Raw genomic sequence first — 23,833 nt, 5'->3', positions numbered from 1 at the left:
ACCCCCAGCCCAAGCCCATGCGACTTTTCGTGTAGTCAGAACGACTTGAGATGGTAGCACCTTCTTTCTATGGTCCGGCGAAATGCAATCGAACCCGGAGCATGGCGTGGCAGTCGTCGTCCCCTTCGAGAAGGTCAATGCCTCCATTGACGCCATGGTCCGCGCGACCAAGGCCGACATGGAGCGGGTAAACGCGATGATTCTGTCGCGCACCGGATCCGACGTGACCATGATTCCGGAAGTGGCGAACCACCTGATCTCGTCCGGCGGCAAGCGGCTGAGGCCCATGCTGACGCTGGCGACAGCGGCGCTCTCGGGTTATCGCGGCGACGGCCACGTGCGGCTCGCCGCCGCCGTCGAGTTCATGCATACCGCGACCCTGCTGCATGACGACGTGGTCGACGAGAGCGACATGCGCCGCGGCAAGCCGGCGGCCCGCATGGTCTGGGGCAACGAGGCTTCCGTGCTGGTCGGCGACTTCCTGCTCGGCCAAGCCTTCAAGATGATGGTCGAGGTCGGCTCGCTGCGCGCCCTCGACATCCTGTCGACCGCCGCCGCGGTGATCGCCGAAGGCGAGGTGATGCAGCTCGCCGCCGCCAAGAACACCGCGACCACCGAGGACGAATATCTCGCCGTCATCAGCGGCAAGACCGCCGAGCTGTTCGCCGCCGCCTGCGAAGTCGGCCCGGTGATCGCCGAGCGGCCCAAGGCCGAGCAGGCCGCCGCCCGCGCCTATGGCATGAATCTCGGCATCGCCTTCCAGCTCATCGACGATGCGCTGGATTATGGCGGCAAGGCCCAGAAGCTCGGCAAGAATGTCGGCGACGACTTCCGCGAGGGCAAGATCACCTTGCCGGTGGTGCTGGCCTTCCGCCGCGGTCCGGAAGAGGACCGCGCCTTCTGGAAACGCACGCTGGTCGAGGGCCAGATCGCCGAGGGCGACCTGGAGACCGCCATCGGCCTGATGACCAAGCACGGCGCGCTCGCCGACACCGTCGAACGCGCGCGCCACTATGGCGACAAGGCCAATGACGCGCTCGCCCTGTTCCCCGACGGCGCGATGAAACATGCGCTGATGGAGGCCGTCGCCTTCTGCATTTCGCGAGCCTATTGAGCCATGGCCACGCTCGAGAGCGAACAGGCCGGCGCCGCCGCCAAGGCCGGCGCGCTGGTGCTCTTCTCCGGCGGCCAGGATTCCTCGACCTGCCTGGCCTGGGCACTCGACCGCTTCGGCACGGTGGAGACGCTCGGCTTCGACTACGGCCAGCGCCACCGGGTCGAACTGGACTGCCGCGACGCCCTGCGCCAGGGGCTGAGCGCGCTCGATGCCGGCTGGGCCGCGCGGCTCGGGCCGGACCACACGATCAACCTCGCAGCCCTCGGCGAGATCTCCAACACCTCGCTGACCCGCGACGTCGCCATCGAGATGACCGAAGGCGGCCTGCCCAACACCTTCGTGCCCGGCCGCAACCTGATCTTCCTGACCTTCGCCGCCACGCTCGCCTATCGGCGCGGCCTGAAGCACATTGTCGCCGGCATGTGCGAAACCGATTATTCCGGTTATCCCGACTGCCGCGACGACACCATCAAGGCGCTGCAGGTGGCGCTCAATCTCGGCATGGACAAGCGCTTCGTACTGCACACGCCGCTGATGTGGATCGACAAGGCCGAGACCTGGGCGCTGACCAGAAAGCTCGGCGGCGAGCCGCTGATCGACCTGATCCGCGAGCAGTCGCATTCCTGCTATCTCGGCGACCGCACCCATCACCATTCATGGGGCTTCGGCTGCGGCACCTGCCCGGCCTGCCAATTGCGCGCCGAGGGTTACCGCCGCTTCACCGCCTCGGCGGTTTGATGAATTCCGATTGCCCGGAATTGACGTGGGCGAGAGACCAGGCCGGATATAGAATGCCGGCGATCGCACAGCCCACTCCGACAGAGCCCGCGTCCTGCGGCCTAAATGGACGTCGCAGCCCCGCAGGAGCCGCATCTCAGCCGAGCATGGTCGGCTTGACCCACCAGCCCGGCTCCCTCGCCTTGATCGCCTTGCCGGCGGCGGCTGCCGCCCGGCAGGTGTCATAAATCCCGAAAACGGTCGCCCCCGAGCCGGACATGCGGGCAAGCCGGCAGCCCTCGGTCGCCGCGACATGGCCGAGCGCCGCGCCGATCCCGGGCGCCAGCGCCAGAGCCGGCGCCTCCAGGTCGTTGCGCGCGGCATGAAGCAAGGCGACAAGCGCCGGTCGGGTGCCCGCCGACCGGCTGCCCCCGCCCTGCTCAAGCGCCGCCGCCGGATCCGGCTCACGCTCGGTGCCCGGCGCAAGGCCGAGTTTGGCGAAGACCGCGGGGGTTGCCACCGCGATACCCGGATTGACCAGCAGAGCCGGCAGCCGCGGCAAGGTGAGCGCAGGCCCGAGCTCCGCGCCGGTGCCGCGCATGATACGGGACCTGCCGGCAAGGCAGACCGGCACGTCCGAGCCGGTCAGCCGCGCCGCCTCGACGAGCCGCGGATCATCCAGCGCAAGCCCGGCCAGCTCCGCCAGGAGACGCAACGCCGCCGCGGCATCCGACGAGCCGCCACCGAGGCCTGCCGCCACCGGCAGCCGCTTGATCAGCGTGAAGCGGCCGGCGGGCAGGCCGGGCACCCGCGCGGCCAGAAGCCCCGCCGCCTTCAGCACGAGATTGTCGCCGATCGTGCCGGCCTGGGCGGCCGTACGGCCTTTCACGTCGAGCGAATGGCCCACACCTCCGGGCGCGAAGCGCAACTCGTCGCCGACGGCGGCGAACACCACCAGGCTTTCCAGGTCGTGATAGCCGTCGGCGCGGCGCCGCCGCACCGCGAGCGTCAGGTTCACCTTGGCGGGCGCGCGATCGACGGAAGCCATGACGGAACGGGGATCACAAGGCTGGTATTGGCGCGCCGGAAAGCCCGGCGCGGATCACAGGCCGGGCTTGACGGGTTTCGACGCCGACGGCCGCCGCGCCGATCAGTTCGGCGCGGTCTGGGTCTGCGCCGCCTGGCCGGTGGTCCGGCCGGCCGGGCCTGCGTCGTCGCGCAGGCCATTGGCGATCTTGTTGAGGATGCGCGGCAGATCGTCCGGCTCGGGCTTCAGGTCGCGGGCGTGATTCCACTGGAAATGCGCCTCGATCTGCCGGCCGACCCGCCAATAGGCATCGCCCAGATGATCGTTGACCACCGGGTCTTCCGGTTTCAGCTCGATGGCGCGTTCGAGTTCGGTCACCGCGTCGTCGAAGCGACCCATGCGGTAATAGGCCCAGCCGAGGCTGTCGACGATATAGCCGTCTTCCGGCGTCAGCTCGACGGCCCGGCGCACCAGGCGCAGGCCCTCGTCGAGATTGATGCCCTGGTCGACCCAGGAATAGCCGAGATAGTTGAGCACCTGGGCGCGGCCGCGGGTATTGCCCTCGGGAACCAGTTCCATCGCCCGCTTCAGGTCGGCCTCGGCCTTGGCCCATTGCTGCGAGCGCTCGTAGGAAATGCCACGGAAGTAGAAATAGACCCAGTGCTGGCGGTCCGGATTGGGGATCAGCGCGATCGCCTTGGTATAGACCTCGGCCGCTTCGGCGAAGATCTTGCGCGTGCGCAGCACATTGCCCAGCGCCTGCAGCGCCTCCAGATCGTTCGGCTTCTTGGCGATCAGGTCCTGCAGCACCTTGCGGGCATCGTCGGTCTTGTCGAGCAGGTCGAGGTTGAGCGCGCGCTGGATCTGGGCGTTGCGGTAGAGCGGCGACGTCTGCGGGATGTCGTCATAGACGGCGATCGCCCGCTGCGGCAGCTTGAGGAACTCGTAGAGATCGGCCAGCGACAGGGTCGCCAGCTCGTGCTCCGGATCCAGCCAGCGGGCAAGCTGCAGATAGATCAGCGCCAGATCCTCGCCGCCCTGGCGCGACAGCGCCGAGCCGAGGCCATAGAGCACTTCGGCCGCGCCGCCCTGGGCATTGCGGACCAGCGGCGGCAGGGTCTGCGCCTCGCGCAGCCGGCGCTGGGCGTCCTCGACCATCGGATGGTTGGGCACGACCTTGTCGAAGGCCGCATAAACCTGGCGGGCCTCCTCGATATTGCGCGCCCGCGACGACCAGCGGCCATAGGCATCGACGATGCGCAGGATCGTCGGGTCCTGCTTATAAGCCTCTTCGAGCCGACGGCCGGCATCGGCGCGGCGACCGGCGGCATCGAGAATCAGCCCGGCATGGAATTGCTTGAACAACTGGAACCAGTCGGCGCCGGTCAGCCGGTCGACGGCGGCGACACCGGCCGGGGCATCACCCGAACCGAGAAAGGTCCAGCCGGTCAGCAGCGCCGAGGTCAGGTCGGCATTGGCCCGCGGCGCGGCATTCAGATGCGAGCGCGCGGTCTGGAACTGGCGGGCCTTCATGGCGCGTACGGCAAGCGCCAGGCGCGCCAGGCGATGCTGGCGGTCGACCTGGATCAGCCGCTCGGCCAGCGGCATCGCCTCCTCGACATTGCCGTCGGCGAGCGTGGTGACGAAGGCGCGCTCGAGAATCTCGTTGTTGCGCGGATCCTGGCGCAGCGCCGCCCGCCAATAGACCGAGGCGGCCGATGTGTCGCGAACGGTGGCGGCCAGGCGCGCGGCCAGGACGTTGCCATAGACCGTCACCCGCAAGGCTTCGCGGAATGTCGGTGTCGGGCCGAGCGGCTCGACGATATTGGCGGCGGCGCGTGCCTCGCTGCCCGGGAAGGAAGCCGCAGTCGCGCCCGCGGCGAGCACGAGCGCTCGAAACAGAGTTCTCAAGGTCACTATCGCTCTCTCGTCATCCCGGCCGGGAGGGCCGCACGGCATACGAAAACAGGTCGGCCGGCGCAGCCGTTGATCGGACCACAATGCCTAGGAAGACCGTGATCCGCAAGGCGACCATGGTGCCGGACTGCGGCGATGCCAAGGCAAGGTTGCCGGCGCGGCGCCCGAATATGAGGCAGCGCTTGAACCGCGCGTTGCGAGCCGCTAGCACCTGATATCGATGCCCTTTTAGCACATCCCCGGAATCTCCGCACCATGGCCTCCGCCTCGCCTTCGCCCGCCGAAGAGCTCCTGACCGTCCGCGATCTCGTCCGTTATGCGGTCAGCCGATTCGGCGCCGCCCGGCTGAGCTATGGCCACGGCACCACGACCGCGCTCGACGAGGCCGCCTTCCTGGTGCTGGAAAGCCTGGCGCTGCCGATCGACGACCTCAACCCCTGGCTCGACGCCCGCCTGACGCTGGCCGAGCGGCGGAAGCTGCTGGATCTGTTCGAGGCCCGCATCACCACCCGCAAACCCGCGCCCTACCTGGTCGGCAAGGCCTATATCCAGGGCATTGGCTTCCGCGTCGACGAGCGGGTGATCATCCCGCGGTCCTATCTCGGCGAGCTGATCGTCACCGGCGCCCTGTCTTCGGACGGTCTCGGCCTGATCGCCGATCCCTATGCGGTCGAGACCGTGCTGGACCTGTGCACAGGCTCCGGCTGCCTGGCCATCCTCGCCGCGATGACCTTCCCCGCCGCCGCGGTCGACGCGGTCGATCTGTCGGCCGATGCGCTCGAGGTCGCCAGGCTCAATGTCGCCGATCACGACGCCGGCGATCACGTGAAATTGCACCAGGGCGACCTCTTCGCTCCGCTCGCCGGCCGCCGCTACGACCTGATCGTCACCAACCCGCCTTATGTCGCCGAGGCGGAGGTGGCGGCCTTTCCGCCTGAATATGCCAGCGAACCGGTCATGGCCCATGTCGGCGGGCCCGACGGGCTCGATATCGTCAGGCGCATTCTAAGCCAGGCCGGCGGCCATCTGACCGCCGACGGTGGCCTGCTGTGCGAGATCGGCACCGGCCGCGACATCCTGGAGGCTGAGTTTCCGCATCTGCCCTTCCTCTGGATCGACACCGAGGAGAGCGAAGGCGAGGTGTTCTGGCTGAGCGCCGAGAGCCTCGCCCAGCGTGGTCAAGCCGGCAGCCGGCGCCGGACATAGCGGCCGGTACCGACCGCCGCATCGACAAGGGCATCGTCGCGAAGCACCGCCCGGCCGCGGACGAAGGCGTGGCGAATGCGTCCCCTGAAGGTCTCGCCCTCGTAGATCGAATAGCCGGCGCTCGACACGACGTCGGCGCGCTCCATGGTCCAGGCCGCGTCGAGATCGACCAGCGCGAGGTCGGCGTCGAGCCCTGGCGCGATCGCCCCCTTGGCATGGCCGAGGCCCATGATCCGCGCGGGATTGCCGGCGACGAGCGCGGCAATGCGCTCCAGCGGCAGGCCGCGCTTGTGATGGCCTTCGCTGAGCAGCACCGGCAGCAATGTCTCGAGCCCCGGGCAGCCGGGCGAGGCGGCCCAGATGCCGCCCTGCTTGGCGCTCAGGTCGCGATGGACATGGTCGGTGCCGACGGTGTCGATCTCGCCTTCGGCAAGGCCGCGCCACAGCCGCTCGCGGTCGCTGGCCTGGCGCAGCGGCGGATTGATCTTGGCCATGTCGCCCCCGGCCCAGCCGATATCGTGGGTCAGGTAATGCGGACAGGTCTCGATATGAACGGTCGCGCCGGCGCGGCGATGACGCAGCGCCGCCTCCAGCGCTTCCGCCGAGGAGGTGTGCACGACATAGAGCGGCGCGCCGGCGCTATGGGCGATATAGGCGGCGCGCTGTACCGCGTCGGCCTCGACGAAAGGCGGGCGCGTGGCGTTCCAGGTCGCCAGCCCCCCGGTGCCGTCGGGATCTTGAGCCTTGACCCGGTCGCGCAGCACCCAGGCGAGCTCGATCGTCTCGGGATGCGGGCAGACCATGCCGCCATGGGCGGACGCCGCCTCGCTGAGGCGGAACAGAAAACCGTCGTCGATATCGGGCAGGCCGAGGCGCGCGCCCTCGCCGCCCCGGTTGTTCATGAAGATCTTGAAGCTCGGCGCGCCGAAATCGCGCGCATAGGCCGGAACGCCGGCGAGCTGCGCCTCGGTCGAGATGATGAAGTGATAGCCGAAATCGATACGGGCGCCCTGTTCGGTGACGCCCACGACCTCGTCGAAGATCGTCTCGAACGGCTCGGTCGCCAGCAGATAGGGCACGAAGGTCGTCACCCCGCCCTTGGCCGCCGCCGCCGTCTCGCGATCGGCGTCCGCCGCGACGCGCGGCCGCGAAATGTCCTTGCCATGGCCGAGGTGGAGATGGACGTCGATGGCGCCGGGCATGACCACCAGCCCCTTGGCCGAGAGCGTGTCGCGCGCCCCGGCCGCTTCGCCCGGCGCCAGGATGGCCGCGACGCGGCCGGCTCGGACCGCGATGTCGCAGGCCGTTCGGCCCTGTCCGGGAAGGATGGCGTCACCACCGCGGATGACCAGATCGAAATCACCCATCGTCATCTCCTCGTCTCAGCCGGCGCCGCGCAGGGCCGCCGTCAATGCATCGAGATCGGGCGCGCGGTCGAGATCGTCGAGCGCGCGCTCGAGCGCCGCTATTTGCGCCGCCGGCAGCAGGCGGCCGGCATTGGCGCGGAACTTCGTTCGCACCGCCTCCGCGCTCGCCGGGCGGCTGTGATTGCCGTAGACATCGTCGACCCGCACCGTGTGCACCGTTCCGTCGCGCAGACGGCAGGCGATCTCCGCCTCGAAACGCTCGGGGAAGCGTGCGTCCGCCAGCGGCTCCCACGCGATCTTCGCGGTCAATGCGCGCACCTCGGCCGAGGCCGGCCGTTCGAACGTCTCGAGGCCCACCTGTCCCTCGACAAGCCGGGTCGCCACGACGATCGGCAGGCTCCAGCGCGCCGCGTGACCGGAGACCGGCGCGCATTTGCCGTCCCAGGGCTCGCAGATGATGCCGGCGGCACCGGCCGGCACCCGGCAGGTGATCTCAGCGACGGCCTCGGGCGCCACGCCGCGCTCGGCCAGCAAGGCCGCCGCCTCGACGAAGGGGTGCAGGTAGTGGCAGCAGGGATGGAACTTGAACGCCGCCTCCGGCAAATGCCAGCGCCGGCCGAGGTCGGAGATTTCGGCGGCGAAGCGATCGGCCCCGGCCGCGTCCCGGGCAAAGACGCGAAACAGGCCGAAACGCCCTTCGAAACTGGTCTCGGGACCGGTCAGGCCGGCACGCGCGAGCCCGGCGGCAACGATGCCGGCATGGGCCGCCCAGCCCGGATGCAGCGACTTGACGGTGGCGCCATTGCTGAGAAATTCGAACACGCCCGAGGCTTGGCTCAGCGCGATGCCGACGGCCGCGACACAGCCTTCGTCGTCCAGGCCGGCGAGATCGGCGGCGATCAGCGCGGCCACCAGCGCACCGCCGACCGAGGTGACCTGAAAGCCCACGGCCTGGAACGTCCCGGGCGATGCCCGGCCGATCCTGATCAGCAGCTCCCAGCCGCGCGTATAGGCGCCCAGCACGGCGGCGCCGCCGGAGCGCGACGCCGCACCCGCCGCCAGCGCGGCCGGCGCGAGCACGGCACTGCCATGGGCGATGGAGGCGGTATGGGTATCGTCATATTCGAGACTGTGGATCAGGCCGCCATTGACCATGGCCGCATCCGCAGCGCCGGCGCCGGCCGCGAGGCCGAAAATGCTCGCCGGTCCGCCGGCCGCGGCCTCGGCGGCGAAACGCCGATAGGGCGCGCCGACCGCGCTACCCGCCGCCGCCAGGCCCACTCCGACGGCATCGATCAGGTGCAGCCGCGCGATCTCGGCGACCGGCATCGGCAAGGCCGCATCGGTGGTCTCGCGCCAGCGACGGACCAGGGCGCGGGCGAGCGTCATCGCGCGGCCCCGATGTCGCGGGCCGCGGCGAGCGCGGCCAGCCGGCCGAGCGCGATCGCCGACAGCAGCCCGTTGCCCGAGGCATAACCGAGCGCGCCCGCACGGCCGCTGATCCCGGCGGCCGCACCACCACCGGCGAACAGATTGGCGATCGGCGTGCCGTCCTTGCGCAGCACCCGCCCGTCGCCGTCGATGCGCAGGCCGCCCTGGGTATGGAACAGTCCCGGCACCACCCGGCAAGCATAGAACGGCGCGGCCAGCGGCCCGAGACCGAAATTGCCGCGGCCGAAGCGGTCCGCCGCCTGGCCTTCGGCCGCCAGGTTATAGCGCCCGAGCTCGGCCGCCAGCACGTCGGGCGCCAGTCCGTGCGCCGCCGCCAGCGCTTCCGCGCTATCGGCCGTCTTCAATCCGCCGAAGCGCGCGAGTTCGGCGAACTCCTCCTCCTCGGCCGCGATGTCGAAGATCTTCTGGTCGAAGATCGCATAGGCGAATTCGCCCTGTTCGAGCACGACGCGGGCAAAGCCCGAATAGCCGAGGCTCTCGTCACCGAAACGCCGGGCGTCGCGACCGACCAGGAAGCCGCCCTTCTCGATCGTGGTCCAGGACAGGAGGCTGCCATGCGGATGGGCGACCACCGCATAGCCCTGATAGGCGGCCATGTTCTGAAGGTCGGCGCCGAGCTTTTCGCCCCACAGCACCGCCTCGCCGGTCGAGCCGAGCGCGCCGAAATATTGCGCCCCGGCAATTTCGGGGCAGAAGCGCTTCACCAGGCCGGCATTGCCGGCGAAACCGTTCAGCGCCAGGATCGTCTTGCGGGCGCGGATCGTGGTCTCGGCACCATCCGTGTCGATGACGGCTCCCCTCACGCCGCCGTCCTCGACGATCAGTTCGCGCACGGTGTTGCCGACCGCGATCGGCACGTCGCGCGCCTCGACGGCGGCGACCAGGTCGTCGACCAGGTCCTGGCCGCGCCGCGACACCGGCGCGTGCAGGCGCGGTACGGAATGGCCGATATGCTTGTAGGCGGTGACCAGCTTGATCCGGGCGCCGACCGCGTCGACCAGCCATTCGACCGTGTCGGCGGACACCTCCGCCAACCGTTTCACCAGCGCCAGGTCGTCGGTCTCCCTGGCGATGCCCATGAGATCGCGGACATAGGTCGCGGGATCGTCGACGATCCCCGCCTCGCGCTGAAAGCGGCTGCCGGCCGCCGGCACCGACCCGGTGGACAGCGAGGAATTGCCGCCGGGACGGTCGAGCTTCTCGACCACCGCCGCCGACATGCCCGCGTCCTGGGCGGCGATCGCGGCGGCGAGGCCGCAGGCACCCGCGCCAATGATCAGGATATCGATATCGTCGCTCATCATGCGTCTCCTCGGAGCATCGTCGCCACGAAGGCGCGCCAGGACGACGCCGTCCCACGCGCCGAGGCGCCGTCCCCCGTCACCAGGCGCGCCAGCGTCGCGGCCATGAGGGGGAAGTCGTCGCGGCAGTTCTCGGCAAGCTTCTCCAGCAGGACCGCCTCGCCGAACGGCTGGTCGGCGCCACCGCGCGCGCTGGCGCATTCGGCGACCCAGGTCTCGCCATCGGCGAAGCGCCAGGACACGCGGGCCGGCCGGTCGCGCGGCGCCTCGCCGATCGCCGGATGCGGCGCAAGGCGGACCCGGCGCCGGAGTTCGGCGATCGCGGGGTCGGCGAGCGTCGCGCTGGCGAAGGCGGACCGGCCGCCGGTGCCGAGCGCCGCGACCGCCGCGGCGGCATGCGGCATGGAGAATTTGGCCGCCAGCACGGTGGCCGGCTCGACGGTCGTCAGGTTCAGCCCGCGCGGATGGGTCTCGACCACGATCTCGGCGAGATCGGCCGCGTCGCGCCCGGCGCCGGCGAGCCGGCCTTGCAGGTCGAGCGTCGCCTCGATCGCCGAATGGGCATATTGGCAGCAGGCGAAGATCTTGTGATAGCCACCGGCCACCGCCCAGGCTTGGCCCAGCCCCTCGGTCAGGGCGGCCGGCAGACAGCCCGTGCCGAACACGGTGACGAAGACGTCATGGGGCGTCTCGGCCAGGCCGGCGATGCCGGTCTCGGCCCAGTCGGCGGCGCGCATGCCGATCCAGGCGCCCGCCGAGGTCCAGCCGTTGCGCACCAGCGCGCCTTCGGTGGCATGGCCGAACGGGCCGGCGAAGGTCATGCTGGCAGCGCCAGACACGGCATCCAGCAGCCGTTCCGCGTCGGCGCCGCGCATCAGGGCGGCGCCCGCGGCGGCCCCGATCGTGGCGAAGGCCGCGTGCGGATGCACCGTCATGGTCGCGAACGGGAAGGCCTGCGCGAGGCGGGCCGTCACCTCGTAGGCGACCGCCAGGACCGCCAGCACCGCGTCGACCGTCGCATCCCGGGCCTCGGCCTCGGCCAGCAGCGCCGGCAGGGCATAGGCGCCGGCGTGACAGGGCGCGGCGCGGAAGCCCTCGTCGAGTTCGCACCAGGTGGCGGCCATACCGTTGGCGGCGGCGGCCGCGTAGCGGTCGAGGGCGGGCGCCCCGGCGGCGAAAACCGTCGCCTCGGCCGGGCCCGACGACCGAAAAAAGGCCGCGCGGGCGGCGGCGACCTGCGGTTCGCCGGCGGCCGCGACCATGGCGCCGAGATCATCGGCGAGGATCAGCGCGGCACGGCGACGGACCGGCTCCGGCAAGGGCCCTCGCACCGCCGCGGCGGCCCAGGCGGCAAGCGCGCGGAAGGCCTCGGCGGAACGGCCGCGATCGGTTCCCGTCTCGGCCGCCATCAGAACCATTCCCACAGGTCGGGCTTGGCCGACAGTTCGCCCGCCTCGCCCTGGAACACCGCCCGCCCCGACTTCAGGATCAGCGCGCGATCGACCAGCTTGAGCGTCGCCGGCACGTTCTGCTCGACGATGATCAGCCCGGTTCCGAAGCTTTCGTTGACCCGGCGCATCTGCGCCATGACGTTGCGCACGATCACCGGCGCCAGGCCGGTCGACGGCTCATCCAGCAGCAGCCATTTCGGCTGCGTCATCAAGGCCATGCCGAGCGCCAGCATCTGCTGCTCGCCACCCGACATGGAGCCGGCGCGCTGGGCGCGGCGCTCCTCCAGCACGGGGAAGACCTTCACCACCTCCTTGACGAAACCCTGGTCGAACAGCAGGCCGGCGACGTGCAGGTTGCGTTCCACCGTGAGGTTCGGAAACACGTTGTGCCCCTGCGGCACGAAGGCCAGGCCGCGCCGGACCGTCTCCGGCACCTTGCCGGGCGGCACCGGCTCGCCATTGAAGCGCACCGTGCCGGCCGAGGCGGCGTGCGCCCCGACGATGCAGCGCAGCAAGGTGGTCTTGCCGGCGCCGTTATGGCCGAACACCCCCATGCGCGCGCCCGGCTCGAGCGCCAGCGACACGTCGCGGAGCGCGACCAGGGTGCCGTAGCCGGCGGTGACATGATCGATCTCGAGCATCGCGTCACGTTCCGAAATAGAGTTCGGTGAGGCGCGGGTCGGCGATCAATTGCTCGACCGGGCCACGCGCCAGGATCTTTCCGGCGAACATGAACACGCCCTCGTCGCAGAGGTCGCGGATGAAGGCCACGTTATGCTCGACGACGCAGACGGCGACGCCGCCCTGCGCGATGTCGCGCACCACTTTCTGGATGGTCTGGTAGGCTTGGCCCTCGACCCCCGCCATCGGCTCGTCGAGCAGCAGGCAGCGCGCATCGTTCATCAGGGCGCGCGCCACCCCGACGAGCTTCTGCTGGCCGTAGGTGAGGTCGGCGGCCGGGATCCGGGCCACGGACGACAGGCCGGTGCGCTCAAGCACCGCCAGCGCCTTGTCCCGATCCGCGGCCTCCGAGCGGCGGACGGCGCCCGGCGCGAAGATCAGCCGCATCAGGCTCTCGCCGGCATAGTCGCGCGGCGCCACCAGGAGATTGTCGAGCACGCTCAGCGACGGAAACAGCCGCAGGTTCTGCCAGGTCCGGCTCAGCCCGAGCCTTGCCCGCTGATAGGTCTTGCGCCGGTCGAGCGACTGCCCGTCGAGATGGATCGAGCCGGCATCCTGCTTGAAGACACCCGAAATCAGGTTGAACAGCGAGGTCTTGCCCGCGCCGTTCGGACCGATCAGGCCGACCACGCGGCCGGCCCGCAGCGTCAGGTCGATGTCGTCGGCCACCACGATGCCGTCGAAACTCTTGTTGAGCCCCTTGATCTCAAGAACCGGCGACATGCTTGGCCTCCTTGCGCGAGGCGTTCCAGACGGCGCCGGCCGAGATCAGCCCCTGGGGCCGGACGAACATGAAGACCAGGACCAGGCCGGTGAACAGCAGGCCCTGCGCCGGGCCGAGCAGGCTCGGCGGCAGGTCCATGAAGGTGATCGCCTGCGGCAGCGCCTGCAGCAGCACGGCGCCGACGATCGGTCCCCAGGTGGTGCGGATGCCGCCGACCACCACCATGGTGAGGATGGCGGAGGATTGGAGGATCTCGAACTGCTCGGGCGCCAGGAACCGGAAATAATGCGCGTAGAGCGCCCCGGCGAAGCCCGCCAGGCCGGAGCCCAGCGCGAAGGTGCCGACCTTGATCGCGACGGCGTTGCGGCCGAGCGCGGCGAAGGCGAGCTCGTCGTCGCGCATGGCGCTCATCGCCCGGCCATAGGCGCCATGGGCGATCGAGCGGACCAGCAGCACCGCCAGGATCGCCACCACGATGACCAGGCCGACATAGACGCTCCGGCCGCCGATCGAGGTGGCCGCCGCGGGGATGTTGGTCAGGCCGCCCGCCCCGCCGGTCCAGGACACGTTCTTGAAGATCTCGATCAGCCCGAGCTGAAAGCCGATGCTGGCGATCAGCAGGTAGTCGCCGGAAACGCGCAGCGACGGCAGGGCGACCAGGATCGAGGCGGCCACCGCGATCAGCGCTCCGCCGACCATGGCCGCATAGATCGGCAAGCCGCAATCGCGCGCCAGGATGGCCGAGGCATAGGCACCGATCGCGTAGAAGATCGGATGCGCGATGGAGATCAGGCCGCCATAGCCGATGATCAGGTTGAAGCTCGAGGCCAGGATCACATAGAGGCCGACGAGGATGACGATCGTGAACAGATATTCCACCCTCAGGCCTCCTTTGTGCCGGCCGTGGAGAGATCCGGCGCGGCCGCCTTACGTGCCAGGCGCCGGCGCCTCGGCAGCCTGATGCCGTTGGGCAGGAACACGATGGCGAAGAACAGGAACACGTAGAGCAGGAAGCCCTGCCATTCCGAGGGGATGAACAGGACGCTGGCGTTCTGGACGATGCCCAGCACCACCGCCGTGATCGCGGCGCCCCACAGATTGCCGATGCCGCCGATGATCGTCGCGGCGATGGCGAACAGCATCAGGTCGATCGCCGTGGTCGGCTGGACCTGGGCGCGGGTGCCATAGAGAAACATGCCGATCGCGACCAGCACCGCCGCCGTCAGCATGGCGGCCAGATAGACCCGTTCCTTGGCGATGCCGTAGAGCTCGGCGAGATCCGGATTGTCGGCGACCGCGACCATGAACTGGCCGATGCGCGCGAAGCGCAGGAAGCCGAACAGCACCGCGACGCAGGCCACCGTGGCGGCGACGGCCGGCACGTCCCAGGCGCTCACCGCGACATTGCCGACCAGCGTGACCGGCCAGAACAGCGAGGTGAAGATGGTGGAGGGCCAGGTGCCGAACACCAGCATGGCGAGATAGGCGACCAGTTCCGATACGATCAGCGTGAAGATGAAGACGAACATCTGGGCCGCGCGCCGGCGGCGCAGCATGCGGAAGCCGAACAGTTCGGTGACCAGCGCCATGGCGACGCTCGCGGCCAGGGCCGCGACCAGGCCGAGCCAGCCCGGGGTGCCGCCCAGCGCGACCGCCGAATAGGCGGCATAAAAGCTCGCGATCATCATCGCGGCCTGGGCGAAATTGAAGACGCGATTGACCTTCAGCACCAATGCGAACGCCAGCGCGAAGAGCACGAAATAGCTCGACGTGGCGAAGGAGGTCCAGACGATCTGCGCGATGATGTCGAAGGACAGCATGACAGGCTCCGCCATGGCCGGCGGCGCCCCGTGGCGCCGCCGGCCATATCCAAGATGATCAGTTGACGACCGCCAGCTGGCTCCACTTGCCGCCCTTGACCTCCATGAGGAAGACCGGCTTGCTGACCGTGTGGTCCTCGTTGATCACCAGGCGGCCGGTCAACGGCAGATCGAAGCTCTTGATCGCCATCATCTCGGCGCGGAAGCTCTCGCCGGTGATCGGGATCTTCTTGTCGTCGAGCGACTTCAGCACCCGAGCGACGATATAGGGGGCGTCGTAGAGATATTGCGTGTAGGGCAGGCCGTTCGGCTCGCGGCCGACCTCCTTGATCCAGCGGTCGACATAGTCCTTCACCGCCGGCTGCTCGACGCCGGGCGCCAGCGACGTGGCGATGACGCCCTCGGAGGCCCTGCCCAGCTGCTCGATGAGCTTGGGATTATAGACCGCCGAATAGGACGAGACCGGCTGGGCCAGGCCGAGCTGGCGCATCTGGGCAATGACCTGCGGGGTATCGGCCACCAGTCCCTGGATGTGGACGATGTCGGGATTGGCGACCCGCACCTTCAACAACGAGCCGGTCCAGTCCGATGCCTTGGGGTCGTAGGCTTCATAGGCCACGACCTGGCCGCCCGCCTTGGTGAACACGTCGCGATAGATCTGCGCCGCGACGACGCCGGTCTCGTTGTTGATATAGAGGACGGCGGCGCGCTTCTTGGCCAGGGTGGTGGCGGAGTATCGGGCGACCGCCGTGATGTCGATGTCGGCGAGCGGGAAGGTCGTATAGGTGTAGTCGCCGAGCCGGGCGATATCGGCCGAATTGGCGCCGACCGAAAGCTGGACGACCTTGCTGTCATTGGCGATCGGAGCGATCGCCTTGACCACCGCCGACCAGGCGCTGATGAACACCGGCACCTTCTCGACCGAGACCAGGCGGTTCGCCGACTGGATGCCGACCTGCGGGTCGGCGCGGGTGTCGAGCAGGATCATGTCGAGCTTGCGGCCGTTGATGCCGCCTGCCGCGTTGATCGCCGCGACCGCCCATTCGGCCGCCTTCACCTGGTCCTGGCCATAGAGCGCCTGGCCTCCCGACAATGGCATGGCGAGGCCGAACCGCAGCGGCTCCTGGCCCTGCGCCCCGGCGCGGCCGAGCCCGAGCGCGGCCAGGCCGCCGGCGGCGGCGAGAACCCGGCGTCGCGACATTCCCTTCATGATAACCCCCATCTCGTTCTCCTCTGGCCCGTCAGGTTTTGCGCGTTGGCATGTCGTGATTGTCGGGATCGGTGCGCGGCTCACCGCTGCGCGGCGGCGCTGTCGATCGCGCCGAGGGCCGCGACCGCGTCGGTGGTCGGCATGACGTCGGCATATTTGGACGCCATGTCGAACAGATTGACCGCATGCGACGTCGCCGACCGGTCGTAGACCGCGTCATCCGGCACCAGCACGCGGAAGTTATAGGCGAAGGCGTCGACGACGCTGCCGCGCACGCAGCCGCTGGTGCTGCAGCCGGTCACGACGAGCGTATCGGCGCCGGCATTGATCAGATAGCTCGCCAGCGGCGTGCCGAAGAAGGCGCTCGGATGTTTCTTGGGCAGCAGGATATCGTCGGCCGCCGGCGCGATCTCGGCGACGAACTCATAACCCTTGGCTGCGACGCCCATGATCGCCGGCACCTTGTCGGACAGCCGGCCGAAATCGAACGACTGCTTCGGCGCGACATAGGGATAGAGCACCGGCCACCCGCGCTGGCGAAACAGCGCCAGCAGCCTGGCGATATTGCCGACGGCGGCCCAGGCGACGTCGCCGCAGGATGTCGGATACTCCTTGATCGCCTCCCAGAACGGCATGGGCCGCGTGCCGGTCGTGCGGTACTGCACGTCGATGATCAGCAGCGCCGGCCGCCGGCCGATCCCGGTGGCCCGGCCGAAGCCCGCCGCGTTATAGGCCCGCTGCTCGTCTTCCGAGATGATCCCGTCCCAGGGCTTGCCCATCTGCCGCTCCTTCAGGTGCCGACGCGATAACGCGCTTCGCGCGCGTCCCACTCATCCTTGGCCACCGCGCGCTGGCGCTCTTCGAACGAGGCCAGGCGATGCGCCACCGATTGCAGCGACCCGTCCTCCTTGAGGGCCCCGAGCACCTCGTAGGAGGCCTTCAGCGCCGCCTGCAGCGCCGCATTGGCGTAGAGAACGATCGAGAAGCCCATATCCGCAAGCTTGGCGCGGCCGGGATCCGGCGTGCGCCCGCCAAAGACGATATTGGCGACCTGCGGCACGGCGAGCTCGCCGGGAATGCGCGCGAGCTGGTCGATGCTGGTCGGCGCCTCGACGAAGGTCGCGTCGGCACCGGCCTCGACATAGGCGCGCGCCCGCTCGATCGCCCGGTCGAAACCTTCGATCGCGGCCGCGTCGGTGCGCGCGATGATCTGCAGGTTCTGATCGCGGCGGGCATCGACCGCGGCGCGGATCTTCTGCACCATTTCATCGCGCGGGATCACGTCCTTGCCGTTGAAATGACCGCATTTCTTGGGAAACACCTGGTCCTCGATCTGGATGCCGGCCGCCCCCGCCCGCTCAAACGCGCGCACCGTGCGCACCATGTTCACGGCATTGCCGAAACCGGTATCCGCATCGACGATGATCGGCAGCGACACCGCATCCGAAATCGCCGTCACGGCCTCGGCCACCTCCGACATGGTCGTCAGCCCGATATCGGGAGCTCCGAGATACATGTTGGCGACGCCGGCCCCGGTGACATAGGCCGCCTCGAACCCGAGATCCTCGATGACCCGCGCGAACATGGCGTTCGCGGCGCCGGGAACGGTCACCGCCGCCCGGCGGGCCAGCAGCGATTTCAATTTTTCGGTGGAACGCATGAATCGTCCTGACTTCGCGCCGAACCGCGGCTCGACGAGAGATGGGGTGTGTCAAGTCGCGAACTTAACCGCGCCATTCAAACTGTCAACAGTTTACCGAATGATCGAAAACAATCGAAACTGCCGAGGCAATCTCCGGGAAAAGCTCACAAATTCAACAAAAAATGCGACAATATCGGTCCTTCGACATTCAAGCGGAAGCACAGGACGATGTCGATAGGCGCTAAGGACAGTGCTGGAACGGATATTTCCCCTGATACTGTCAACAGTCATCAGGTGTCGCCGCGCGGCACGGATTGATGCATAATGCCGACTCACGGCGAATGGCGGGACCGTTGGAATGAGTGTTCTCAACCCGATCTCAGGGACGTCCCTGGCCAACGAGGCCTTCGGGAAACTGGTCGAGGCGATCACCTCTGGCGAGTTCGAGCCGGGCGAGCGCCTGTCGGAGGCCGAGCTCGCCCGCCAGCTGGGCATCAGCCGGGGCCCGCTGCGCGAGGCCCTCGGCCGCCTGGAGGGACGCCTTGTCATGCGCACCCCGCGCATCGGCGTGCATGTCATCGAGTTCGCCCGCGAGGATCTCGAGCAATTGTTCTTCGTGCGTGAGGCGCTGGAAGGCATGGCCGCGCGCCTGGCTACCGAACGCATGACCGTCGGCGAACTGGACGAGCTCGACGGCCTGCTCGCGCACCACGCGGCCCAACCGGCGCTGGCCGCAGGCGAAGCCTATCTCCAGCGGTCGAAGGACGACGACTTTCATTTCGCCATCGTGCGCGCGGCGCGCTGCGAGCGGATCGAGCGGGTCCTGCTGGACGAAGTCTATTACCAGTTGCGCATCCACCGCCTGCGCTCGAGCACGCGGCCCGGCCGCGCGCAGGCTGCGCTCAACGAGCACCGCGATATTCTGAACGCCCTGCAGGGGCGCAACCCCGATGCCGCCGAAAGCGCCATGCGCCGGCACATCCGCAATGCCCGCTTCAGTTCACTCGCGGCGGTCGACAGCCAGACGCCTGCGCGCCCCTTGCAGCGGCGACGGGCCTGATCCGGGGATCGGCCCGAGGGCACGAACCGCCCGGGATCCTCGGCGACGATGGCGCGCAGGACGGCAGCGGATCCCGCGCAACCGCGATCCATTGACGCGTTTTCCGCCGCCGCATGACGGAAGGCTTTGCAATCGCTCGATTGTTTGCCAAGGATGCGGTCCCCGCGCCTTGTTGCCGCAACCCCATGCAGTCCGGTCCGAACCCCATGAACACGCCGCTTCGGCAGCACGCATCCCAGTCTCCGGACAGCCTGCCGGATCCGGCCGGGGCCGTTCCCGCCATCGATGTCGCCATCCTGAAGTCACGGGCGCAAGACCTGCAGCGCGCCGGCCGGACCGAGGAGGCCAGCCAGGCCTGGCGCAGCTACTGCGCGCGCCAGCCGGGCGATGCGGCAGCGGCCGACACGCTCGGCAACCTGCTTTGCGATCTCGGGCAACACGAGGACGGCCTGAACTGGTTCCGGCGCGCCGTGCTCGCCGATCCGACCCTGACGGCGGCCAAGATCAATGCCGGCCGCACGCTCGGCACCCTGAAACGCTACGACGAAGCGCTGGCCTGTTTCGGCGAGATGGCCGCCGCCGCTCCCGATGACGGGCTCGTCTGCTTTCACCAGGGCATCGTGCTGCAGGCCATGGACCGGCATGACGAAGCCCTGAAATGGCTGCGGCGGGCCTGCGACCTGAGGCCGGCGGATCCGGCCGCCGCCGCCGAGCTCGGCGCCGTGCTGCGCAAGCTCAAGCAGGACGAACCGGCGATCGACGCCTATCGCCAATCGGTCGCTCTGCGCCCGGGCGACGGCGCGACTTGGGCGAAGCTCGGCGCCGCCCTCAACGACAGCAGGCAGTTCGAGGCGGCCGTCACCGCCTACCAAGCCGTGATCGATCGCGACCAGGACAACCTCGACGGCTGGATGGGGCTCGCCCTGGGCCTGCTCGGCACCCACCGGCATTCTCTCGCCCTCGACGCCTACCGGCGCGCATTGGCCCTGCAACCGGCGAGCGCGGCCGGCTATGCCAACATGGCGCTGGCGCTGCTCGGTCTCAGCCGCTTCGACGAGGCGATCGAGGCCTGCCGGAAAGCGCTCGTGCTGGAACCGGGCTCCGCCGTTCCGATGTTCAACCTGGCCTGCGCCCAGCTCGCCCGCGGCAACCTCAGCGAAGGCTGGCGGGCCTATGAGTCCAGGTTCCCGATGGGCGGCAAGAAATGGGCGCGCGACGACATCCGCGCCGCGCCCTGGACCGGCGAGCCCCTGGAGGGCAAGTCGATCCTGGTTCTCGCCGAGCAGGGCAATGGCGATCAGATCCAGTTCGCGCGCTATCTCCCGGCCCTGGGCAAGCTCGGCGCGTCGGCGTTCTATCTCGTCGGCAAGCGCTTGCATCGGCTGCTCGGCAGCCTGCCGGAAGAGCCGACGCTTTTCGACGTCGTCCCCGATGGCATGACCTTCGATTACCAGTGTTCGCTGATGAGCCTGCCCGGCGTGTTCGAGCGCCGGGGCCTGCAACTGCCGGCCGAGCCTTATCTCGCCGCCGAGCCGGAGCGGGTCCGGGCATGGGCCCCTCGGATCGGCGATCACGGCTTTCGCATCGGGGTGGTCTGGCAGGGCAATCGTTATCCGAACGGCGACGGCCTGCGTTCCTATCCGCTCTCCGCGTTGAAGCCGATCGCCGCGATCCCCGGTGTGCGCCTGATCAGCCTTCAGCTGAAGACGGCCGGCGAAGCCCTCGACACCCTTCCCGAGGGCATGCGGATCGAGGATCTCGGCCCCGATTTCGACAAGGGCGAGGATGGTTTCATCGATTCGGCCGCGGTGATGGCGACGCTGGACCTGGTGATCAGCTGCGACACGGCCATGGTGCATTTGGCGGGAGCCCTGGGGCGACCGGTCTGGATCGCGCTTCACACCGCCTCCGAATGGCGCTGGCTGAGGGATCGCGCCGATACCGCCTGGTATCCGACCGCGCGGCTGTTCCGCCAGAAACATGCCGGCGCGTGGGATGATGTCTTCGCGCGAATGGCGCAGGCGCTGACCGATCACTTGGCAGGCCGGACAGCCGCGAGCCTCGATGCGGGCCCTGCCCCGGTCCCCGGAGAGGCCGCGGCGCCGACGCCGCAGGTCGACGTTTCCTGGGGTGAGCTTCTCGACAAGATCACCATCCTGGAGATCAAGGCGGAGCGCCTGACATCGACGGCGGCGCTGGCAAACGTCCGGCGCGAGCTGGCGCATCTGGAAATGGCGGCAGGCGCCGACCGGCTGCCGCCGGAGGTCCGGACGGACTATGACGCGCTGCGTGTCACCAATCGGAAGCTCTGGGATATCGAGGACGCGATCCGGAACTGCGAGGCGGAGCAGCGCTTCGACGCCGAGTTCATTTCGCTCGCCCGTAGCGTCTACATCGTCAATGACGAGCGCGGGCGGCTGAAGCGGATGATCAACCAGCGGATGAACTCCGCCTTCGTCGAAGAGAAGCAGTACCACGACTATGGTCACCGGCCGTCATAGCCGCTCTGCCCGGCCGGCGAGCGCGCCCGGGTCTGCTCCAGACACCTGACGGGAAACGCGGATCGCGCCGCGAGGCGCGTTTCCCTGCCGTCAGCCGTGCTTCATCACGCCCATGGAATCGATCATGAAGGCGGTGTCCTGCGCGGAACCGTCGCCGTCCATCATCCGCATGACGTTGGTGGTCGTGGTCGTGACGGTGGTCGTGGTCGTGACGGTGGTCGGGGTCGTCGTGGTGGTCGGGGTCGTGGTGGTGGTCGTCGTCGTGGTCGAGCTGCCCGATGTCGCCAGCGCCGCCTTGGCCTTGTCGCTCGATGCCAGCATGAGGGTCACCACCGGCGGGGTCACCGCGGCGAACCGCCCGCACTTCTCCAGGAACGCGCGGCGCTCGGCCCGCAACCTCTCGCTGTCCTGCGTCTCATCCGTCATCATGCGCTCCGCCGGTCAATGTAAGAATAGCACCGCAAAAGAACCTTACGGCAAGTCGGCATCATACCCATGGCCGATCTTGCTCAACAGATCAATGGCAGAGCTGCAACAGTCGAAGGCCAAGTCGAAATAGTCGAGCGTGGCATGCCAGCGCAGCAAGGTGTCGACATCGTCATGCGCGAAGCCCGGCGGCACGAACACGCATTGCTCGAGCAGGCGCTCCAGCCCGGCAAAACCGTCCATGGGCTGAAGGAGGTTGCCGCCGCCTGGGCGAAACCGCGGAAACACGACGCTGATGCGATTCGGCTGGAAGCGGCGGGCCTCGATCGACAGGAACTTCACGCTCCTGCCGTAGCGATCATGGGCCGGCGCATCGCGCAGGTGCGGAAACCAGCTCTCGATCAGCGCGAAGCTGTCCGATTTGATGCAGGGCGGCAATGGCACCGGCCGCAACGACAAGCCATGCTCGACCAGCACGATCTCGTCGGAACCGAAGCCCCAGCCGGCATGCGCCAGCGCCACGCTCAACGTGGTCTTGCCCGAGCCCGACGGCCCGGCGAGCAGCAGCGTGCGGTCGGCCCGCTGCAGGGCGGCCGCATGCAGGGTCAGCAAATGCGGCACCGCCGGCACGAGGGCCTGGATGACCAGGCGTTCGACCTCGGCGACCACGCCCGACGGGGCGCAGGTCACCTCGGCCTGGCCTTGCACGACGATCTCCCAGGCGTCGCCGGCCGGAACGAGGTCGACCTGAACGGCGACCGGCGGGTCGCCGGCGTCTTGCGTATTGGCGAGACGCACGGCGCCCAGAAGGCTTGCGATCGCGGCCTGAAGGTCGGGCGGCGCATTCACCTGGATCGTCCGGTCAAGCAGCCGGTAGCGCCGGCCCGCCCATGGCACCGCCCGGCCGGGTCGCGGCGACCGCTCGCCCGGGGCGGGTGTTTCACGTCCCTCATTCCCGAACCTATCGGCCAGCAGCCCGAGCCGGTCGAAGGCCGCCATGCTGTCGCCGAGCCATTGCCTGGCGGTGGCCGGGTCGATCGCCAGGGACTCGGCCATGACGCGCAGGCTCTCCGCCTCGGAAAGGCCGTCCTTGACGCAAAGCCAGGCCAGCCCGGCGGTCGGGTTCAAGGCATAGAGCCGGCCATTGCCCGCGTGAAACAGCACACCCCCGCCCGCCACGGCGTGGAACGACACGGCGTCGGCGCGGCCGGCGATGCCCAGCGGCCTATCGGTCACGCGCCGGAGCCTCTGCGCACGGCCCCGCGCAGGACGAACAGCTTGTCGCCAAAGGCGGTGCTGGTGCAAAAGACCGGCAAGCCCACGCCGAGCGTATCGGCGGGGACGGCAAGCAAGCCGTTGTCGCCGAGCTCGATGTCGCGGAACGTCGCGGTGGCACGCTGCGCGCCCGGTTCGATCGCCTGGTCGAACAGCCGCATGCCGCCCCCGGTAAAGGCTTTTTCCGGCTTGTGGAAATGATAGATCAGCGTGGCGACATCATCGTCGCCGACCTCCGTCGGCAGCGCCTGTGCCTGGCCGAGCGCGAAGATGCGCCAGACGAAATGGACGTCGGAGGGACCGGGCAGCCCGAAGGCCGCATGGCATTTTTCCCATTGCAAGGTGAAGGCCCGGCGAACCGCCTCGTCGAGGGGGCCGAGCCCGAAGGACGGCGTCCCCTCGCCGGCAGAATCAGCCTCGCCCTGTGCACAGGCATGATCCAGCAAATTCTGGTGCAGCGAGCGCGACACGGCATCCGCAACGATGGCAAAAGGCGCCGGCGCCGACATTCCCCCGGTAAAGCCGGCCGTTGGGATGGCGAAGCGACGCGCCTGTCCGGCCGGAACATCCGATGTCAACGGCGCGATCTGCACCGCCACCAGCGACTGGCGCGGCAGGTAGATGCGTTCGCCGCCGCGCGCCGCCACCTGCACCAGGCCGTCGGGCGAGGCCGGACCACCGACATTGGCGCCCGGCAGCGCCGAGACCAGCCCGAAGACCATGGGATCGTCCTCGTCGCAGCAGAACTCCCAGCTATGGCCACCCTGCAGAATAATCTTGATCTGGACGTCCATGCCCCTGCCATTCACAAGCCCGTTCGGCGCGCACAGTTTCCGAAACGACCGAAGGGGTCAAGCATTCCCGTGGGACGAGCTCCTGGCCCGACAGGCCTTCCGCCGGCCGGCGCCTGCGCTAGAATGAAGCCGATAGCGGCGCGCG

The 23,833-nt window shown here is 68.8% G+C and carries 21 protein-coding genes; 5 read left to right on the top strand and 16 right to left on the bottom strand.

Features of this window, described 5'->3' with window-relative positions; all coding sequences use genetic code 11:
- Positions 1-106: 106 nt before the first annotated feature.
- Together AC07WJ_RS11490 and queC are read left to right on the top strand one after the other, a co-directional pair.
- Entirely contained in the window at positions 107-1,114 is a 1,008-nt protein-coding gene (locus tag AC07WJ_RS11490; RefSeq protein ID WP_494934696.1) for a polyprenyl synthetase family protein, read from the top strand.
- A gap of 3 nt (positions 1,115-1,117) precedes the next feature.
- Positions 1,118-1,855: a 7-cyano-7-deazaguanine synthase QueC gene (gene queC / locus AC07WJ_RS11485; protein WP_494934695.1), complete on the top strand. Its 738-nt coding sequence runs from the start codon at positions 1,118-1,120 to the stop codon at positions 1,853-1,855.
- A gap of 136 nt (positions 1,856-1,991) precedes the next feature.
- Here the strand turns inward: queC and AC07WJ_RS11480 are convergent, their stop codons facing one another.
- Together AC07WJ_RS11480 and AC07WJ_RS11475 are read right to left on the bottom strand one after the other, a co-directional pair.
- Entirely contained in the window at positions 1,992-2,882 is an 891-nt protein-coding gene (locus tag AC07WJ_RS11480; RefSeq protein ID WP_494934694.1) for a 4-(cytidine 5'-diphospho)-2-C-methyl-D-erythritol kinase, read from the bottom strand.
- Positions 2,883-2,984: 102 nt separating this feature from the next.
- Positions 2,985-4,778: a tetratricopeptide repeat protein gene (locus AC07WJ_RS11475; protein ID WP_494934693.1), complete on the bottom strand. Its 1,794-nt coding sequence runs from the start codon at positions 4,776-4,778 to the stop codon at positions 2,985-2,987.
- 255 nt (positions 4,779-5,033) lie between these two features.
- On the opposite strand from AC07WJ_RS11475, the gene prmB reads away from it, so the two are divergent.
- Complete coding sequence (prmB, locus tag AC07WJ_RS11470) at positions 5,034-5,984, top strand: 50S ribosomal protein L3 N(5)-glutamine methyltransferase (protein WP_494934692.1); 951 nt, start codon at positions 5,034-5,036, stop codon at positions 5,982-5,984.
- Here prmB and AC07WJ_RS11465 read toward each other — a convergent pair.
- The 11 genes from AC07WJ_RS11465 to AC07WJ_RS11415 form a co-directional block, all read right to left on the bottom strand.
- Positions 5,957-7,351, bottom strand: a complete 1,395-nt coding sequence (locus tag AC07WJ_RS11465) for a dihydroorotase (protein WP_494934691.1) — start codon at positions 7,349-7,351, stop codon at positions 5,957-5,959. The genes prmB and AC07WJ_RS11465 overlap by 28 nt on opposite strands.
- Before the next feature lie 15 nt (positions 7,352-7,366).
- Entirely contained in the window at positions 7,367-8,740 is a 1,374-nt protein-coding gene (locus tag AC07WJ_RS11460; protein ID WP_494934690.1) for an MmgE/PrpD family protein, read from the bottom strand.
- Positions 8,737-10,104, bottom strand: a complete 1,368-nt coding sequence (locus AC07WJ_RS11455; RefSeq protein ID WP_494934689.1) for an FAD-dependent oxidoreductase — start codon at positions 10,102-10,104, stop codon at positions 8,737-8,739. The genes AC07WJ_RS11460 and AC07WJ_RS11455 overlap by 4 nt, the downstream gene beginning before the upstream one ends.
- Positions 10,104-11,513, bottom strand: coding sequence for an MmgE/PrpD family protein (locus AC07WJ_RS11450; protein ID WP_494934688.1), 1,410 nt, complete (start codon positions 11,511-11,513; stop codon positions 10,104-10,106). Before AC07WJ_RS11450 ends, AC07WJ_RS11455 begins: the two co-directional genes overlap by 1 nt.
- A complete protein-coding gene (locus AC07WJ_RS11445) occupies positions 11,513-12,196 on the bottom strand; it encodes an ABC transporter ATP-binding protein (protein WP_494934687.1) in 684 nt (227 codons plus the stop codon). The genes AC07WJ_RS11450 and AC07WJ_RS11445 overlap by 1 nt, the downstream gene beginning before the upstream one ends.
- A 4-nt stretch (positions 12,197-12,200) precedes the next feature.
- Positions 12,201-12,959, bottom strand: a complete 759-nt coding sequence (locus AC07WJ_RS11440; RefSeq protein WP_494934686.1) for an ABC transporter ATP-binding protein — start codon at positions 12,957-12,959, stop codon at positions 12,201-12,203.
- A complete protein-coding gene (locus tag AC07WJ_RS11435; protein ID WP_494934685.1) occupies positions 12,943-13,839 on the bottom strand; it encodes a branched-chain amino acid ABC transporter permease in 897 nt (298 codons plus the stop codon). Before AC07WJ_RS11435 ends, AC07WJ_RS11440 begins: the two co-directional genes overlap by 17 nt.
- 2 nt (positions 13,840-13,841) lie before the next feature.
- Positions 13,842-14,780 carry a branched-chain amino acid ABC transporter permease gene (locus AC07WJ_RS11430; RefSeq protein ID WP_494934684.1) on the bottom strand — a complete coding sequence of 313 codons (939 nt, stop codon included), beginning with the start codon at positions 14,778-14,780 and terminating at the stop codon, positions 13,842-13,844.
- Between the two features lie 58 nt (positions 14,781-14,838).
- Positions 14,839-16,002, bottom strand: coding sequence for an ABC transporter substrate-binding protein (locus AC07WJ_RS11425; RefSeq protein WP_494934683.1), 1,164 nt, complete (start codon positions 16,000-16,002; stop codon positions 14,839-14,841).
- Between the two features lie 68 nt (positions 16,003-16,070).
- Positions 16,071-16,769 (bottom strand): isochorismatase family protein, encoded by a 699-nt coding sequence (locus AC07WJ_RS11420; RefSeq protein WP_494934682.1) that lies wholly within the window; start codon positions 16,767-16,769, stop codon positions 16,071-16,073.
- A gap of 11 nt (positions 16,770-16,780) precedes the next feature.
- A complete protein-coding gene (locus AC07WJ_RS11415; RefSeq protein ID WP_494934681.1) occupies positions 16,781-17,650 on the bottom strand; it encodes an isocitrate lyase/PEP mutase family protein in 870 nt (289 codons plus the stop codon).
- Positions 17,651-17,990: 340 nt separating this feature from the next.
- On the opposite strand from AC07WJ_RS11415, the gene AC07WJ_RS11410 reads away from it, so the two are divergent.
- Together AC07WJ_RS11410 and AC07WJ_RS11405 are read left to right on the top strand one after the other, a co-directional pair.
- Positions 17,991-18,692, top strand: a complete 702-nt coding sequence (locus AC07WJ_RS11410; RefSeq protein WP_494934680.1) for a GntR family transcriptional regulator — start codon at positions 17,991-17,993, stop codon at positions 18,690-18,692.
- 206 nt (positions 18,693-18,898) lie between these two features.
- Complete coding sequence (locus AC07WJ_RS11405; RefSeq protein ID WP_494934679.1) at positions 18,899-21,193, top strand: DUF6165 family protein; 2,295 nt, start codon at positions 18,899-18,901, stop codon at positions 21,191-21,193.
- Between the two features lie 90 nt (positions 21,194-21,283).
- Here the strand turns inward: AC07WJ_RS11405 and AC07WJ_RS11400 are convergent, their stop codons facing one another.
- The 3 genes from AC07WJ_RS11400 to AC07WJ_RS11390 are packed head-to-tail and all read right to left on the bottom strand — an operon-like array spanning position 21,284 to position 23,688.
- On the bottom strand, positions 21,284-21,619 hold the full coding sequence (locus AC07WJ_RS11400) for a hypothetical protein (protein ID WP_494934678.1): 336 nt from the start codon (positions 21,617-21,619) through the stop codon (positions 21,284-21,286).
- Between the two features lie 45 nt (positions 21,620-21,664).
- Positions 21,665-22,855 (bottom strand): hypothetical protein, encoded by a 1,191-nt coding sequence (locus AC07WJ_RS11395; RefSeq protein ID WP_494934677.1) that lies wholly within the window; start codon positions 22,853-22,855, stop codon positions 21,665-21,667.
- A complete protein-coding gene (locus tag AC07WJ_RS11390; RefSeq protein WP_494934676.1) occupies positions 22,852-23,688 on the bottom strand; it encodes a hypothetical protein in 837 nt (278 codons plus the stop codon). Before AC07WJ_RS11390 ends, AC07WJ_RS11395 begins: the two co-directional genes overlap by 4 nt.
- Positions 23,689-23,833: the final 145 nt, after the last annotated feature.

The organism is Phreatobacter sp. GW821-FHT04C01 (assembly GCF_059420385.1).
The sequence above is the reverse complement of the archived record's forward strand: the minus strand, read 5'-3'. Positions and strand labels throughout refer to the sequence as shown.

Coding starts and splice junctions, on each gene's coding strand:
- AC07WJ_RS11440 (WP_494934686.1), bottom strand. CDS start 12,959: ATGTCGCCGGTTCTTGAGATCAAGGGGCTCAACAAGAGTTTCGACGGC.
- AC07WJ_RS11405 (WP_494934679.1), top strand. CDS start 18,899: ATGAACACGCCGCTTCGGCAGCACGCATCCCAGTCTCCGGACAGCCTG.
- AC07WJ_RS11430 (WP_494934684.1), bottom strand. CDS start 14,780: ATGCTGTCCTTCGACATCATCGCGCAGATCGTCTGGACCTCCTTCGCC.
- prmB (WP_494934692.1), top strand. CDS start 5,034: ATGGCCTCCGCCTCGCCTTCGCCCGCCGAAGAGCTCCTGACCGTCCGC.
- AC07WJ_RS11450 (WP_494934688.1), bottom strand. CDS start 11,513: ATGGCGGCCGAGACGGGAACCGATCGCGGCCGTTCCGCCGAGGCCTTC.
- AC07WJ_RS11415 (WP_494934681.1), bottom strand. CDS start 17,650: ATGCGTTCCACCGAAAAATTGAAATCGCTGCTGGCCCGCCGGGCGGCG.
- AC07WJ_RS11390 (WP_494934676.1), bottom strand. CDS start 23,688: ATGGACGTCCAGATCAAGATTATTCTGCAGGGTGGCCATAGCTGGGAG.
- AC07WJ_RS11400 (WP_494934678.1), bottom strand. CDS start 21,619: ATGACGGATGAGACGCAGGACAGCGAGAGGTTGCGGGCCGAGCGCCGC.
- AC07WJ_RS11460 (WP_494934690.1), bottom strand. CDS start 8,740: ATGACGCTCGCCCGCGCCCTGGTCCGTCGCTGGCGCGAGACCACCGAT.
- AC07WJ_RS11455 (WP_494934689.1), bottom strand. CDS start 10,104: ATGAGCGACGATATCGATATCCTGATCATTGGCGCGGGTGCCTGCGGC.
- queC (WP_494934695.1), top strand. CDS start 1,118: ATGGCCACGCTCGAGAGCGAACAGGCCGGCGCCGCCGCCAAGGCCGGC.
- AC07WJ_RS11445 (WP_494934687.1), bottom strand. CDS start 12,196: ATGCTCGAGATCGATCATGTCACCGCCGGCTACGGCACCCTGGTCGCG.
- AC07WJ_RS11410 (WP_494934680.1), top strand. CDS start 17,991: ATGAGTGTTCTCAACCCGATCTCAGGGACGTCCCTGGCCAACGAGGCC.
- AC07WJ_RS11465 (WP_494934691.1), bottom strand. CDS start 7,351: ATGGGTGATTTCGATCTGGTCATCCGCGGTGGTGACGCCATCCTTCCC.
- AC07WJ_RS11425 (WP_494934683.1), bottom strand. CDS start 16,002: ATGGGGGTTATCATGAAGGGAATGTCGCGACGCCGGGTTCTCGCCGCC.
- AC07WJ_RS11420 (WP_494934682.1), bottom strand. CDS start 16,769: ATGGGCAAGCCCTGGGACGGGATCATCTCGGAAGACGAGCAGCGGGCC.
- AC07WJ_RS11480 (WP_494934694.1), bottom strand. CDS start 2,882: ATGGCTTCCGTCGATCGCGCGCCCGCCAAGGTGAACCTGACGCTCGCG.